The sequence below is a fragment of the Rhabdothermus arcticus genome (assembly GCF_055382915.1).
Window position 1 is genome coordinate 112,126 of sequence record NZ_AP043808.1, and the last position, 14,269, is coordinate 126,394.

The window sequence follows — 14,269 nt, forward strand, 5'->3', positions numbered from 1 at the left end:
GCCTGTGCTCAGGGCCGAAAACCTCATCAAGCGCTACCGTCAGGGCGAGGCCTGGGTCGAGGCCTTGAAGGGGTTCACCTACAACTTCCCCCCAGGATCCACCGCGATCACCGGCCCCTCGGGCTCGGGGAAGACCACGCTCTTAAACCTCTTGGCCGGCTTCGACCTCCCCACCGAGGGGCGCGTCTTCCTGGCCGGGCAGGAGATCTCCCGGCTCGATGAGGACGCCCGGGCCGGGGTGCGCCTGGCCTCGGCGGGGTTCGTGTTCCAAAACTACAACCTGCTCCCCACCCTCACCGCGCTGGAGAACGTGATGTTTCCCCTGCTCTTGCGCAGGGCACCGGCCGCGGAGCGGCGGGAGCGGGCGCTCGCCCTGCTGGAGGCGGTGGGGCTGGGGCACCGCGCCAACCACCGCCCCAACCAGCTCTCGGGTGGGGAGCAGCAGCGGGTGGCGATCGCGCGGGCGCTGGTCCTCGAGCCTTTGGTGCTGTTCGCCGACGAGCCCACCGGGAACCTGGACACCCGGACCGGGGGCAAGGTGCTCGAGCTCCTGTTCCGCCTGGCCGAAGGGGAAAGGCGCTTGGTCCTCGTGACCCATGACCTGGAGATCGCGCGCCATGCCGACCGGGTGCTGCGCTTGCGCGACGGGGAGCTCGTCGAAATCGAGGAGCGCCGCAGCGCTTAACGGGTAGCATCTTGTTATGGATTGTTTCTTGACCGCGATGGTCTTCGCGGGAGCCGCCTGGGGCGCGCTTTCCCTTCGCCGCGACCCCGGCCTGTTCTCGCGCGCCCGAGGGGCGCAGCACGTCCTGGGTTGGATCTTCGTCCTTACTGGCGTGCTAGAGGGTGTCTTCGCGCTTCGAGAGAAGAACCCGGCTCGGGGACTCTTGGCCGGGTTCTTTCTGCTCCTCGCCCTAAGCTATGCTCGCCCTTATGTTGGCGCGCGTTTGCGCGGGCTCTACCTGGCGTTCGGTCTGGTGAGCTTGGCTTGGTTGGCCGCGTGCTTGGTGCACCTTTGAGCCTTTAACGAAAAAACCGAATAGGGCGGCTGCAAGGCCGCCCTATCTGCTTTGCGTATGCGTAAATCAGATCACCTTGCCTTCAAACTGGCGTGCGTTTCAAATCCCAGAGGGAACGTTGGGAACCTGGCGAAAGGCTACCCGACGAAGCTCGACCTCGGAGACGGTTTCAAATCCCAGAAGGAACGTTGGGAACTTCGGAGCAAGTCTGGTAAAGCCTTGGTAATGCCTTGCGTTTCAAATCCCAGAAGGAACGTTGGGAACTTCTATTCTTCGCCGTCTCATACGGCCTCGTACTCGCCGGTTTCAAATCCCAGAAGGAACGTTGGGAACCGCGGACGTGGGGAGCTTGCGCAAAGACCTGAAAGCGTTTCAAATCCCAGAAGGAACGTTGGGAACAAGTTCATTCGCAAAACCCCGTTGGCGCTCAAAACATGTTTCAAATCCCAGAAGGAACGTTGGGAACCGCCGGCGCCGGCGACGACCGCCTTGACCTGAGACAAGTTTCAAATCCCAGAAGGAACGTTGGGAACCGGCGGGTATTGGACGCGCAGTTAGCCATCGGGGCTACTGAGTTTCAAATCCCAGAAGGAACGTTGGGAACAACCGGCTTCCCGGTATCCCCTCCAAGTCCTTCTCTGAAGTTTCAAATCCCAGAAGGAACGTTGGGAACAACATTGCAGGATCGTTCTCCCGCGACGCGTTTGCTCGTTTCAAATCCCAGAAGGAACGTTGGGAACAGCGTGGGAGACACGCTTACTCTAACGGGGGAGGTTGTTTCAAATCCCAGAAGGAACGTTGGGAACTCGAGGCCGAGGTGACCCCGATCGGCCCCGAGCTGGCCACGTTTCAAATCCCAGAAGGAACGTTGGGAACACCGTACATCTCCGAAATGGAGATCGATTGCTCGTAGTGGTTTCAAATCCCAGAAGGAACGTTGGGAACCCATAAAATAGCGTGAGCATCGAGAATGTGAATGTCATCCCGAGCTGTCAAAGAGCGCGCCGGATCACAGGTGTGCCCAGCAAGGCCCTTGGGGCCTAGGCCTACAGCTTAGCACATCTTACGTCGACCCCCCGGGGTTTTTGACCGATTGGGGGGCGACGTCGCGGGCGGCGTTCCTCGGCCAGGGCTCCCAAAAAGGCTCGACCTTGCCTTGTTCAAGGCGTGTTCTTGCCTCGGGGAGGGTGTGGGCCAGGTCGGACGCGAGGAGCCCAACTTTACCCAGGAGGTCGCCGGCCAGCCCGTGAAGGTAGACGCCGAGCCACGCAGCCTCGAAGGGCGCGCGTCCTGCGGCAAGCAAAGCCGCGATGACCCCGGCGAGAACGTCTCCCATGCCGCCGGTGGCCATGGCCGGGTTGCCGGTGGGATTGACGATCGTTCCCTCGCTTCCGGTGACGACCGTAGGCCCGCCCTTGAGCACCACCGTGAGCTTGTAGCGGTGGTGGAGGGCTTTCGCGGCCTCGATGGGATCCCTGGCCACGTCTTGCGGGCGGGCTTCGAGCAATCGGGCGGCTTCGCCGGGGTGGGGGGTGAGCACGGCGGGCAGGCCAAGGTCGGCGTAGGTGCGAACGACTTCGTCCCAAAGGGCGTCGGCGTCGAGCACCGTGGGCAGGCCGAGCCGGCTTACGCGCATCGCCGCCTTGGGCCCTTCGGGTCCGCCTCCCATGCCGACCGCGACGGCCTCGGCCTTGATGCCCTCCAGCGTCGCCCCGTCCCAGGTCTCAACCGGGTGGCGCACGGCTTCGAAGGGCAGGGTGAGGTTCGCGTCGTTGGGGTAGGCGACGGTGACCAGCCCGGCCCCGGCGCGGTAGGCCCCGAGCGCGGCCAGGGCGGGGGCACCGGTGAACGTGGGCCAGCCCCCAGCGATCAGCACGCGGCCAACCGAACCCTTGTGGGCGTTGCCCGGACGGGTGGGCAACAGGCTGAGCGCATCCTCGGGCTCCGGCACCCGCGGCAGGCTGGTGGCGACGTCGTAGGCCGCCTTCGGCATGCCGATGTCGGCGAGGACGAGCCTCCCGCAGGCGGCCCGCCAGGGGAAGAAGAGGTGCGGGGTTTTGAGGCCAGCGAGGGCCACGGTGACCGTGGCCTGGACGTGCGGGTCGTAGGGCACGCCCGAGGGTAGGTCCACCGCGACCACGGGAAGCCCGCTGGCGTTGACCGCCGTCACCACCTCCGCGAACCTGCCTTCGAGGGGGCGGCTCAGGCCGGTGCCGAAGAGCGCGTCCACCACGAGGTCGAACCCCCTGAACCCGGCCAAGGCCTCGAAGAGGGGCAGCACGGGTGTGCCCTGGACCTCGAGCGCCTTGCGCATCACCGCGGCGTCGCCGCGCTGGTCCTCGGCGGCGAAGACCGTGACCGGGTGGCCGAAGCGCTCGAGCCAGCGCGCGGCGGCGAACCCGTCGCCGCCGTTGTTGCCCTTGCCCGCGAGCACCGCGACGCGGGCGGCGGGGGCGAGCCGGTGGGCGGCGTCCGCGACCGCCCGCCCCGCGGCCTCCATCAAGAGCAGGCTGGGGTAGCCGAGGCGAACCGCCTCGGCGTCGACGGCGCGCATCGCTTCCGGAGTGAAGAGCGTTTTCACGAGACCTCCTTTTTCGCCCGCGCGAGGGCCTCGACCTGGCCCAGGGCCTCGCGGGTGCCGAGCACGATGAGCTGGTCTCCGGGCTCGAGCACGAACTCCCCGGGAGGGTTGAGGATCGGTTCGCCGGCCCGGATCACCGCCAGAACGGTGACGTCGAAGCGCCTTCGCAGGTCGAGCTCGGCGAGGCTTTTGTTGGCCAGCTCGCTATGCGGCTCGACCAGGATGTCCTCGATGGAGAGCGGGGCCCCGCCCTTGCGCAGGGTCGTTTCGAGGAAGTCCACCACCGCCGGATGGATGACCAGGTTGGCCAGCCGCTGGCCGCCGACCGCGTAGGGGTCAATGACCCGGTTGGCGCCGGCGCGGAGCATCTTGGGGATGACCGCCTCGTTCTCCGCCCGAGCGACGATGAAGAGCTCGCGGTTCAGCCCGCGCGCGGTGAGCACGATGAAGAGGTTGTCCGCGTCGGACCCCGTGGCCACGATCAGGCCCTGGGCTTTTGGGAGGTTCGCGCCTTCCAGCACCGCGTCGTCGCTGGCGTCGCCCTCGAGCACCAGCGTCCCGGTCTGCACGGCCTGGGCGACGCGCTCCGGGTTTTTCTCGATGACCACGTGGGGCACGTGGTTTTCCCGCAGGGCCTCGGTGGCCTGCCGCCCCACGCGGCCGTAGCCGACCACGATCACGTGCCGCTCCAGCTTTTTGATGCGCGTTTTCATCATCCTTAGCCTACGTTCGAGCGCCCCTTCCTCGACCAGGTAGTCCATGTAGGCGGTGAAGACGTAAAAGAGGCTCATGATGCCCGCGGTGCCCACGTACATGGTGAAGATCCGCTCGAGAGGGGTGTCCAGCGGGTAGACCTCGGTGTAGCCGATCGTGGTGACGGTGATGAAGACCATGTAGATCGCGTCCAGCCAGGTCGCGCCCAGGTCCCGCCAGAGAAGCTTGTACCCCAGGGTGCCGGTGAGCACCACCAAAAACAGCAAGAACATGGGAATGCGCAGGCGCTCGCGCAGGCTTTCCCGGGCCGAGGTCTCCATCTGCTGGAAAGTCTACGATGAAAGACGATGGAAGGCGTCATCCAAGAGGCCAGGGAACGGCTTTCGGAGGCCGAGCGGGTTGCGGTGCTGACCGGGGCCGGGGTGAGCGCGCCCTCGGGGATCCCCACCTTTCGCGACCCCGGCGGGCTTTGGGAGAACGTTCGCATCGAGGACTTCGCAACTCCGGAAGGGTTTTTCCGGGATCCCGCGCGGGTCTGGGGGTGGTACCTCTGGCGCTGGAAGAAGATCGCCGAGGCCGAGCCCAACCTGGCCCATCGCAAGCTGGCCGAGCTCGAAGCGGCCAAGGGCCTGGGCTTCCTGCTGGTCACCCAGAACATCGACGGGCTGCATCAGAAGGCGGGGTCCGAGCGGGTGCTCGAGCTCCACGGGAGCATCCACCGCATGCGCTGCACCCGTTGCGGGCAGACCGCCCCGATGCCTCCCGAGTCCCTTCCCCCTGCCTGTCCTAGCTGCGGGGGGCTGATGCGGCCGGACGTGGTCTGGTTCGGCGAGCCGCTGCCGCCGGGGGCCTTCGAGACCGCGCACGCGGCGTTTTCCCAGGCGGACGTGGCGCTCGTCATCGGTACCTCGGCGGTGGTCGAGCCCGCCGCCTCCCTGGGCCGGGTGGCCAAGTACGCGGGGGCCTACCTGATCGAGATCAACCCCGAGGCCACGCCGCTGACCCCCCTGGCCGACGCGTCGTTGCGCATGGGGGCGGAGGAGGGGATGCGGGCCCTGTTGCCGGACTAGGGGCAGGCCTCCGGCGACGGGGTCGCGCCCGCGGGGACGGGGCCGCCGTTTTGGGAGACCACGAACCAGCGCAGGCCGCGCGCGTGCCTGGCGAAAAGGCAAAAGCCGTCCGAGCGGGGGAGGCTTTGGACCTCGAGCTCGGGGTTCCTCGTCAACCCTACGGCTTCCAGCGCGTCGATCGCGTCGGTGTAGTGCCCGTGATCGAGGGCGTAGACCACCTCCGCCAGGGCCGCCTCGCGCAAGAACTTCATCGCCGCGGTGTCCAGGGCGCGGGCGCGCGCGCTGGCCATGACCGGAAGCAGCGCGGCGGCCAGAACGCCGATCACGAAGAGGACGACGAGCAGCTCGATGAGGGTAAAGCCCGCGCGCCGCACGCGCTCAGTCTCGCCTCGTCCGCCCCCAAATGGGGACCCCCAAATGGGGGTTGACACCTAGCGGCGGCGCACCTTCTTTTCCTTAGCCTCTTCCCGGCGCCCCTTCCAAACCAGTTTGAAGGGCACGTCCCGAAAGCCCAGGTCCTCGCGGATGCGGTTTTTGATGAAGTTTTCGAAGGCCCGGGTCACGAACTCCGGATGGTTGACGAAGAGCACGAAGGTCGGCGGGGTGCCCTCGGGCTGGAAGGCGTAGAAGATCTTCAGCGGCTTGCCCTTGAAGTTGGGCACCCGGGTCTGGGTCAGCCAGAGCTGGACCCAGCGGTTGAGCTCGGAGGTGGGGATGCGGCGGCGCACCTCCTCGCGCAGGCGCTGGGCCTCGGCGAGGATCTTGGTGAGGTTCTCGCCGGTCTTGGAGGAGACGAAGACCATCGGCAGGTGCGCGAGGTGGGCCAGCCGTTCCTTGAGGGCACGGCGCACGCGCCGCCGCGCCTCCTTGGGTACCAGGTCCCACTTGGTGATGACCAGGATCACCGGCTTCCCGGCGTCCAGGGCCTCGTTGGCCAGCTTCAGCTCGCGGTCGCCGACCTCGAAGGGGTCGATGACCAGGGCTACCACGTCGGCGTGGCGGATGACGTTCTTGGCCCGCTGGATCGCAAACCACTCGACCGCGGTCTCCGGACGCTTGCGGATCCCCGCGGTGTCCACCAGCACGAAGCGCTGCCCGCCAAAGTCGAAGCTCACGTCGACCGCGTCGCGGGTGGTCCCCGCCTCGTCGGCGACGATCACCCGCTCCTCGCCCAGGAGCGCGTTCAAAAGCGAGGACTTTCCCGCGTTGGGACGGCCGATGATCGCAAGGCGCAGGGGCTCGACCGCGTTCTCGGTTTCGTCCTGGTAGACCGGGAGCCGCGCCCAGATCGCCTCCTTGAGCTCGCCGATGCCGCGGTTGTGCTCCGCCGAGGTGGGGAGCGGGTCGCCGAAGCCCAGCGCGTAGAGCTCGCCGAGGTAGGCCTCGTGTTTGGGGTCGTCGACCTTGGTGGCCACCAGGAGGACCGGGAGGTCTTTCTTCCTCAGATAGTCGGCGACGCGGTGGTCGGCCTCGGTGAGCTCCGCCCGTCCGTCCACCAAAAAGAGGGCCAGGTCCGCGTCCTCGAGCGCCTGGTCGACCTTCTCCTGGATCGTCTTCTCCCACTTGTCCCCGGACCAGACGCCGCCGGTGTCCACCAGCTTGAAGCGGCCGAGGTCGGTCTCCACGACGCCCTCCTTGACGTCCCGGGTGACCCCGGCCTCGTCCGCCACCACGGCGTCGCGCCGCCCGATGAGGCGGTTGTAGAGGCTGGACTTTCCGACGTTGGGACGACCGACGATGACGACCTTTTTCATGGGAGCACCTCCTGGCCCGTTGACCGAACGCTTAGTCTACCTCATGAAGCGGTGCGTTTCAAAGCCGGCGACGGGCCAACCCCTTGCGGGGCGCCTTTTGGATGGCCTATACTTTGAAGGCTTGGGTTGGCCCAGGGGGACCCTGGACCTGGGCCCCGCCGCCTCCTGCCCTTTACGGGCGTGTGGGAGGCGGTTAAAATCGGGACTTGGGCTTTTGTCCCGAAGGCTCTTTGAAAGACGGGGCATGTGAAGGAAGGGAGTGGTGCTTTGCCGACGATCAACCAGCTGGTGCGAAACGGCCGCAAGGTCAAACCGAAGAAGGGGAAGGTTCCGGCGTTGAAGGGGAGCCCGTTCCGCCGGGGGGTGTGCACGGTGGTGCGCACGGTCACCCCAAAGAAGCCGAACTCGGCGTTGCGGAAGGTGGCCAAGGTGCGGCTGACCTCGGGCTACGAGGTGACCGCCTACATCCCTGGCGAGGGGCACAACCTTCAGGAGCACTCGGTGGTGCTTGTGCGCGGGGGCCGTGTCAAGGACCTACCGGGCGTTCGCTACCACATCGTGCGCGGCGTGTACGACGCCGCCGGGGTCGAGGGCCGCAGGAAGAGCCGCTCGAAGTACGGCACGAAGCGACCGAAGGAGTAAGCCATGGCACGCAGAAGAAGAGCTGAAGTTCGTCAGTTGCCCCCCGACCTGGTCTATGGCGATGTCGTCGTGACCGCGTTCATCAACCGCATCATGCGCGACGGCAAGAAGAACCTGGCCGCCAAGATCTTCTACGACGCTTGCCGCATCATCCAGGAGAAGACTGGCCAGGAGCCCCTGAAGGTCTTCAAGGCCGCCGTGGAGAACGTCAAGCCGCGTATGGAGACCCGCTCCCGTCGCGTCGGCGGCTCCAACTACCAGGTACCGGTCGAGGTGAGCCCGCGCCGGCAGCAGTCGCTGGCGCTGCGCTGGCTGGTCCAGGCGGCGAACAACCGTCCCGAGCGCCGGGCCGCCGAGCGCATCGCCGCCGAGCTCATCGACGCCGCCGAGGGCAAGGGGGGCGCGGTGAAAAAGCGCGAGGAAGTCGAGCGCATGGCCGAAGCCAACCGGGCCTACGCGCACTACCGGTGGTAGCGATGGCGCAGAAGACCTTCGACTACACCAAGTTCGACCTGAAGAAGACCCGCAACATCGGGATCGCCGCCCACATCGACGCGGGCAAGACCACGACCACCGAGCGCATCCTGTTCTACACCGGCAAGATCCACAAGATCGGCGAGGTCCATGAGGGCGCGGCCACCATGGACTTCATGGAGCAGGAGCGCGAGCGGGGGATCACCATCACCTCGGCGGTGACCACGGCGTTCTGGAAGGAACACCGCATCAACATCATCGACACCCCCGGTCACGTGGACTTCACCATCGAGGTGGAGCGCTCGATGCGCGTCCTCGACGGCGCGGTGGTGGTCTTCGACGCCAGCCAGGGGGTCGAGCCCCAGTCGGAGACGGTCTGGCGCCAGGCGGACAAGTACCGGGTTCCCCGGATCGCCTTCGCCAACAAGATGGACAAGACCGGCGCCGACATCTGGCTGGTGGTCAACTCGATGAAGGAGCGGGTCGGCGCCCGACCGGTGCTGATGCAGCTCCCCATCGGCCAGGAGGACAGCTTCTCCGGCATCATCGACCTCCTGCGGATGAAGGCCTACACCTACGGCAACGACCTGGGCACCGACATCCGCGAGATCGAGATCCCGGAGGACTACCGCGATCAGGCCGCGGAGTGGCACGAGAAGCTGATCGAGACCGCCGCCGACTTCGACGAGGAGATCATGATGAAGTACCTCGAGGGCGAGGCGGTCAGTGAGGACGAGATCAAGGCGGCGATCCGCAAGGGCACCATCTCCCTGGACATCACCCCCGTCTTTCTGGGTTCGGCCCTCAAGAACAAGGGCGTGCAGCTCCTCTTGGACGCGATCGTCGACTACCTGCCCTCTCCCCTCGACGTGCCGCCGATCAAGGCCTCGACGCCGGACGGGCGCGAGGTCGAGATGCGCCCGGATCCCGAGGGGATGCTGGCGGCGCTGGCCTTCAAGATCATGGCCGACCCCTATGTCGGCCGGCTGACCTTCATTCGCGTCTACTCCGGCACGATTCGCGCCGGCTCCTACGTCTTCAACTCCACCAAGGGCAAGAAGGAGCGCATCGGCCGCCTCCTGCGCATGCACGCCAACCACCGGGAGGAGGTCGAGGAGCTCCAGGCCGGCGACCTCGGCGCGGTGGTGGGGCTCAAGGACACGATCACCGGCGACACCCTGGTTGGCGAAAAGGATCCCCCGGTGATCCTGGAGTCGATCGACATCCCAGAGCCGGTGATCGACGTTGCCATCGAGCCCAAGTCCAAGGCCGATCAGGAGAAGCTCGCGGTGGCGCTGCAGCGCCTGGCCGAGGAGGACCCGACCTTCCGGGTGCACACCGATCCCGAGAGCGGCCAGACGATCATCTCCGGGATGGGCGAGCTGCACCTGGAGATCATCATCGACCGCCTGAAGCGGGAGTTTAAGGTCGAGGCCAACGTCGGCAAGCCGCAGGTCGCCTACCGCGAGACGATCACCGTCCCGGTGGACGCCGAGGGCAAGTTCATCCGTCAGACCGGCGGTCGCGGCCAGTACGGCCACGTCAAGATCAAGGCCGAGCCCCTGCCCCGTGGCGGTGGCTTCGAGTTCGTCAACGCGATCGTCGGCGGGGTGATCCCCAAGGACTTCATCCCCGCGGTGCAAAAGGGCATCGAGGAGGCGATGCAGTCCGGGCCGCTCATCGGCTTCCCGGTCGTCGACCTCAAGGTCACCCTCTACGACGGCTCCTACCACGAGGTTGACTCCTCGGAGATGGCCTTCAAGATCGCCGGCTCGATGGCCATCAAGGAGGCGGTCAAGAAGGGGCAGCCGGCGATCCTCGAGCCGATCATGAAGGTCGAGGTGGTGACTCCCGAGGAGTACCTCGGCGACGTCATCGGCGACCTCAACTCCCGCCGGGGCCAGATCCTCGGCATGGAGCCCCGCGGCAACGCGCAGGTGGTGCGGGCCTTCGTGCCCCTGGCCGAGATGTTCGGCTACGCCACCGACCTGCGCTCCAAGACCCAAGGCAGGGCCTCGTTCGTGATGTTCTTCGATCACTACGCCGAGGTTCCCAAGCAAGTCCAAGAGAAGCTCATGAAGGGGTGATGGCACCATGGCGAAAGAGGAATTCAAACGCACGAAGCCGCACGTGAACGTAGGGACGATCGGGCACGTGGACCACGGGAAGACGACGCTGACGGCGGCGATCACGTTTGCTGCGGCGGCGGAGAACCCGAACGTCGAGATTGCGGACTACGACCAGATTGACAAGGCGCCGGAGGAGAAGGCGCGGGGGATCACGATCAACACCGCGCACGTGGAGTACGAGACGGCGAAGCGGCACTACAGCCACGTGGACTGCCCGGGGCACGCGGACTACGTGAAGAACATGATCACCGGGGCGGCGCAGATGGACGGGGCGATCCTGGTGGTCAGCGCGGCGGACGGTCCGATGCCGCAGACCCGGGAGCACATTCTGCTGGCGCGTCAGGTGGGGGTGCCCTACATCGTCGTCTTCATGAACAAGGTGGACATGGTGGACGACGAGGAACTCCTCGAGCTGGTGGAGATGGAGGTTCGGGACCTGCTGAACCAGTACGAGTTTCCCGGGGACGAGGTGCCGGTGATCCGGGGCTCGGCGCTGAAGGCGCTGGAGGCGCTGCACGAGAACCCCAACACCAAGCGCGGGGAGAACGCGTGGGTGGACAAGATCTGGGAGCTTTTGGACGCGCTGGACGAGTACATTCCGGAGCCCCAGCGGGAGGTGGACAAGCCGTTCCTGATGCCGGTGGAGGACGTGTTCACGATCACCGGACGGGGGACGGTGGCCACCGGTCGCGTGGAGCGGGGCAAGCTGACGGTGGGCGAGGAAGTGGAGATCGTCGGCCTGCGGCCCACCCAGAAGACGGTGGTGACCGGACTGGAGATGCACCGCAAGGTGTTGAAGGAGGCGATTGCCGGGGACAACATCGGCGCGCTGCTGCGGGGCATTGCGCGGGACGAGGTGGAGCGGGGGCAGGTGCTGGCGAAGCCTGGGACGATCACCCCGCACACCAAGTTTGAGGCGCAGGCGTACATTCTGACGAAGGAGGAAGGCGGGCGGCACACGGGGTTTTTCTCGGGGTACCGGCCGCAGTTCTACTTTCGCACGACGGACGTGACCGGGGTGGTCACCCTGCCCGAGGGGGTGGAGATGGTGATGCCCGGGGACAACGTGAACTTCACGGTGGAGCTCATCAAGCCGATTGCGCTTGAGGAGGGGCTGCGCTTTGCGATTCGCGAGGGCGGCCGCACCGTGGGCGCCGGCGTCGTCACCAAGATCCTGGAGTGAGGTGAGGCATGCCTAAGATTCGCATCAAGCTCAGGGGCTTCGACCACAAGACCTTGGACGCCTCGGCGCAGAAGATCGTGGAGACCGTGCGTCGTAGCGGTGCCCAGGTCAAGGGTCCGGTGCCCCTGCCCACGCGGGTGCGGCGCTTCGCCGTGCTCCGGGGTCCCTTCAAGCACAAGGACTCGCGGGAGCACTTCGAGATCCGCACCCACAACCGCCTCGTGGACATCGTCAACCCCAACAGGAAGACGATCGAGAGTCTGATGACCCTCGATCTGCCCACCGGGGTGGAGATCGAGATCAAGACCGTGGGAGGTGGCAGGTGAAGGGGATTCTCGGCACCAAGGTCGGGATGACCCAGATCTGGCAGGACGACCGGGCCATCCCCGTGACCGTGATCCACGCCGGCCCCTGTAAGGTCGTGGCCCGGCGCACGCCGGAAAAGGACGGCTACCAGGCGGTGCAGCTCGGCTACTGGCCGGTGCCCGAGAAGAAGGTCAACCGCCCGATGCGGGGCCACTTCAAAAAGCACGGGGTGGCGCCGGTCAAGTACCTGCGTGAGATCCGCGGCTTCGATCCCGAGGGGGACGAGGTGACGGTGGAGATCTTCAAGGCCGGGGAGCGCGTCGACGTCACCGGGACCTCGAAGGGGCGCGGCTTCGCCGGGGTGATGAAGCGCTGGAACTTCGCCGGCGGTCCGGACTCCCACGGCGCCCACAAGATCCACCGCCACCCGGGCTCGATCGGCAACCGCAAGACCCCCGGGCGGGTCTACAAGGGCAAGAAGATGGCCGGGCACTACGGGGCGGAGCGGGTCACCGTGCAGAACCTCGAGGTCGTCCAGGTCATCCCCGAGGAGAACCTGATCCTGGTCAAGGGGGCGATCCCCGGTCCCAACGGTGGCCTGGTCATCGTCCGCGAGACCACCAAGAGGGAGGCGAAGTAATGCCCGCCGTCGAAGTCCTCACCAAGTCCGGGAAGACCACCCGCGAGGTGCCGCTCCCCGACGAGGTCAACGTCCACCTCCTCTGGGAAGTGGTGCGCTGGCAGCTGGCCAAGCGCCGCGCCGGGACCGCGAGCACCAAGACCCGCGGCGAGGTCAGCTTCTCCGGCAAGAAGCTCTGGCCGCAAAAGGGGCTGGGGCGGGCGCGCCACGGTGACCGCGGCGCGCCGATCTTCGTGCGCGGGGGCGTGGCCTTCGGTCCCAAGCCCCGCGACTACGGCTACACCCTGCCCAAGAAGGTCCGCAAGAAGGGGCTGGCGATGGCGCTCGCCGATCGCGCCAAGGAGGGCCACCTCCTGGTCGTCGAGGCCTTCGAGGGCGTCGAGGGGAAGACCAAGGCGTTCCTGGCCTGGGCCCAGGCCCACGGCCTCGGCCCGGACGCCAAGACCCTGCTGGTGACCGCCGATGAGCGCGTGCGCCGGGCGGCGCGGAACCTGCCCTGGGTGAGCGTGCTCGCTCCCGAGGGCATCAACGTCTACGACATCCTGCGCCACGAGCGCCTGGTCATGGACGAGGACGCCTTCGCCCTGGCGCTCGAGCGCGCCGGCGTGGGAGGTGCGGCATGAAGACGCCTTACGACGTGATCCTGGCCCCGGTGCTCTCGGAGAAGGCCTACCAGGGCTACCAGGTGGGCAAGTACACCTTCTGGGTGCACCCCGACGCCACCAAGACCGAGGTCAAGAACGCGGTGGAGATGGCCTTCAAGGTGGACGTGGTCAAGGTCAACCTGATGAACACCCGGGGCAAGAAGAAGCGCCTCGGCCGCTTCGAGGGCAAGCGCCCGGATCGCAAGAAGGCCGTGGTCACCGTCAAGCCGGGGCAGAAGATCGAAGCCCTCGAGGGCCTGATCTAGGAGACGAACGATGCCTGTGAAGAAGTTCAAACCCTACACCCCCGCGCGCCGCTTCATGACGGTGGCCGACTTCTCGGAGATCACCAAGACCAGGCCCGAGAAGTCCTTGGTCGAGCCGCTCAAGAAGACCGGCGGGCGCAACAACCAAGGCCGGATCACGATCCGCTTCCGCGGCGGTGGCCACAAGCGGCGCTACCGCATCATCGACTTCAAGCGCCGCGACAAGAGCGGCATCCCCGCCAAGGTGGCGGCGATCGAGTACGACCCCAACCGCTCCGCGCGCATCGCCCTCCTGCACTACGTGGACGGTGAGAAGCGCTACATCATCGCCCCCGAGGGGCTCAAGCCGGGGATGCAGGTGGTGAGCGGGCCGGAGGCGCCGATCCAGGTGGGCAACGCCCTGCCGCTGCGTTTCATCCCGGTGGGCACCACTGTGCACGCGATCGAGCTGGTGCCCGGCAAGGGCGCCCAGCTGGCCCGTTCCGCGGGCACCGGGGCCCAGATTCAGGGCCGCGAGGGCGACTACGTGGTGCTGCGCCTGCCCTCGGGGGAGCTGCGCAAGATCCACGCCGAGTGCTACGCCACCGTCGGCGTGGTGGGCAACGCCGACCACAAGAACATCGTCATCGGCAAGGCCGGTCGCACCCGCTGGCTGGGCAGGAAGCCCCACGTGCGCGGCTCGGCGATGAACCCCGTCGACCACCCCCACGGTGGCGGTGAGGGCCGGGCCCCGCGCGGCCGTCCCCCCGCGTCCCCCTGGGGCTGGCAGACCAAGGGGCGTAAGACCCGCAAGAAGAGGAAGCCCTCCGACCGCTTCATCATCGCGCGGAGGAAGAAGTAGAGGTGA

At 66.6% G+C, this 14,269-nt stretch carries 16 protein-coding genes and 1 CRISPR repeat array; of the genes, 12 read left to right on the plus strand and 4 right to left on the minus strand.

Annotation, left to right across the window (positions count from 1 at the left end; translation table 11 throughout):
* Window positions 1-4: 4 nt before the first annotated feature.
* Window positions 5-685: an ABC transporter ATP-binding protein gene (locus ACZ48Y_RS00595; protein WP_464742918.1), complete on the plus strand. Its 681-nt coding sequence runs from the start codon at window positions 5-7 to the stop codon at window positions 683-685.
* A gap of 16 nt (window positions 686-701) precedes the next feature.
* Window positions 702-1,019: a hypothetical protein gene (locus tag ACZ48Y_RS00600; protein ID WP_464741135.1), complete on the plus strand. Its 318-nt coding sequence runs from the start codon at window positions 702-704 to the stop codon at window positions 1,017-1,019.
* Window positions 1,020-1,115: 96 nt separating this feature from the next.
* Window positions 1,116-1,964: direct repeats of the CRISPR family, unit length 30 nt; unit sequence GTTTCAAATCCCAGAAGGAACGTTGGGAAC.
* 118 nt (window positions 1,965-2,082) lie between these two features.
* Here the strand turns inward: ACZ48Y_RS00600 and ACZ48Y_RS00605 are convergent.
* Together ACZ48Y_RS00605 and ACZ48Y_RS00610 are read right to left on the minus strand one after the other, a co-directional pair.
* Window positions 2,083-3,573, minus strand: a complete 1,491-nt coding sequence (locus ACZ48Y_RS00605; RefSeq protein WP_464742752.1) for an NAD(P)H-hydrate dehydratase — start codon at window positions 3,571-3,573, stop codon at window positions 2,083-2,085.
* Window positions 3,574-3,596: 23 nt separating this feature from the next.
* Window positions 3,597-4,634 carry a potassium channel family protein gene (locus tag ACZ48Y_RS00610; RefSeq protein ID WP_464741137.1) on the minus strand — a complete coding sequence of 346 codons (1,038 nt, stop codon included), beginning with the start codon at window positions 4,632-4,634 and terminating at the stop codon, window positions 3,597-3,599.
* Between the two features lie 27 nt (window positions 4,635-4,661).
* On the opposite strand from ACZ48Y_RS00610, the gene ACZ48Y_RS00615 reads away from it, so the two are divergent.
* Window positions 4,662-5,384, plus strand: a complete 723-nt coding sequence (locus ACZ48Y_RS00615) for an SIR2 family NAD-dependent protein deacylase (RefSeq protein ID WP_464741139.1) — start codon at window positions 4,662-4,664, stop codon at window positions 5,382-5,384.
* Here ACZ48Y_RS00615 and ACZ48Y_RS00620 read toward each other — a convergent pair.
* Together ACZ48Y_RS00620 and der are read right to left on the minus strand one after the other, a co-directional pair.
* Window positions 5,381-5,758 (minus strand): type II secretion system protein, encoded by a 378-nt coding sequence (locus ACZ48Y_RS00620; protein WP_464741141.1) that lies wholly within the window; start codon window positions 5,756-5,758, stop codon window positions 5,381-5,383. The genes ACZ48Y_RS00615 and ACZ48Y_RS00620 overlap by 4 nt on opposite strands.
* Window positions 5,759-5,815: 57 nt before the next feature.
* The gene (gene der / locus ACZ48Y_RS00625; RefSeq protein WP_464741143.1) at window positions 5,816-7,138 is read right to left on the minus strand and encodes a ribosome biogenesis GTPase Der; all 1,323 of its coding nucleotides are present in this window, start codon (window positions 7,136-7,138) and stop codon (window positions 5,816-5,818) included.
* 267 nt (window positions 7,139-7,405) lie between these two features.
* Between der and rpsL the strand changes: the two genes are divergently transcribed.
* Genes rpsL through rplB form a run of 9 tightly spaced genes read left to right on the plus strand, consistent with a single transcriptional unit; the run spans window position 7,406 to window position 14,263 of the window.
* A complete protein-coding gene (gene rpsL / locus ACZ48Y_RS00630; protein ID WP_464742754.1) occupies window positions 7,406-7,780 on the plus strand; it encodes a 30S ribosomal protein S12 in 375 nt (124 codons plus the stop codon).
* Window positions 7,781-7,783: 3 nt separating this feature from the next.
* Complete coding sequence (gene rpsG, locus ACZ48Y_RS00635) at window positions 7,784-8,254, plus strand: 30S ribosomal protein S7 (RefSeq protein WP_464741145.1); 471 nt, start codon at window positions 7,784-7,786, stop codon at window positions 8,252-8,254.
* Between the two features lie 2 nt (window positions 8,255-8,256).
* Window positions 8,257-10,341 carry an elongation factor G gene (fusA, locus tag ACZ48Y_RS00640; protein WP_464741147.1) on the plus strand — a complete coding sequence of 695 codons (2,085 nt, stop codon included), beginning with the start codon at window positions 8,257-8,259 and terminating at the stop codon, window positions 10,339-10,341.
* A gap of 7 nt (window positions 10,342-10,348) precedes the next feature.
* The gene (gene tuf, locus ACZ48Y_RS00645) at window positions 10,349-11,566 is read left to right on the plus strand and encodes an elongation factor Tu (protein ID WP_464740467.1); all 1,218 of its coding nucleotides are present in this window, start codon (window positions 10,349-10,351) and stop codon (window positions 11,564-11,566) included.
* Between the two features lie 8 nt (window positions 11,567-11,574).
* Window positions 11,575-11,892, plus strand: a complete 318-nt coding sequence (rpsJ, locus tag ACZ48Y_RS00650; protein ID WP_464741149.1) for a 30S ribosomal protein S10 — start codon at window positions 11,575-11,577, stop codon at window positions 11,890-11,892.
* Window positions 11,889-12,512 (plus strand): 50S ribosomal protein L3, encoded by a 624-nt coding sequence (gene rplC / locus ACZ48Y_RS00655; RefSeq protein WP_464741151.1) that lies wholly within the window; start codon window positions 11,889-11,891, stop codon window positions 12,510-12,512. The genes rpsJ and rplC overlap by 4 nt, the downstream gene beginning before the upstream one ends.
* Window positions 12,512-13,135: a 50S ribosomal protein L4 gene (gene rplD / locus ACZ48Y_RS00660; protein ID WP_464741153.1), complete on the plus strand. Its 624-nt coding sequence runs from the start codon at window positions 12,512-12,514 to the stop codon at window positions 13,133-13,135. The genes rplC and rplD overlap by 1 nt, the downstream gene beginning before the upstream one ends.
* A complete protein-coding gene (locus tag ACZ48Y_RS00665; RefSeq protein ID WP_464741155.1) occupies window positions 13,132-13,422 on the plus strand; it encodes a 50S ribosomal protein L23 in 291 nt (96 codons plus the stop codon). The genes rplD and ACZ48Y_RS00665 overlap by 4 nt, the downstream gene beginning before the upstream one ends.
* Window positions 13,423-13,432: 10 nt before the next feature.
* The gene (gene rplB, locus ACZ48Y_RS00670; protein WP_464741157.1) at window positions 13,433-14,263 is read left to right on the plus strand and encodes a 50S ribosomal protein L2; all 831 of its coding nucleotides are present in this window, start codon (window positions 13,433-13,435) and stop codon (window positions 14,261-14,263) included.
* Window positions 14,264-14,269 lie beyond the last annotated feature (6 nt).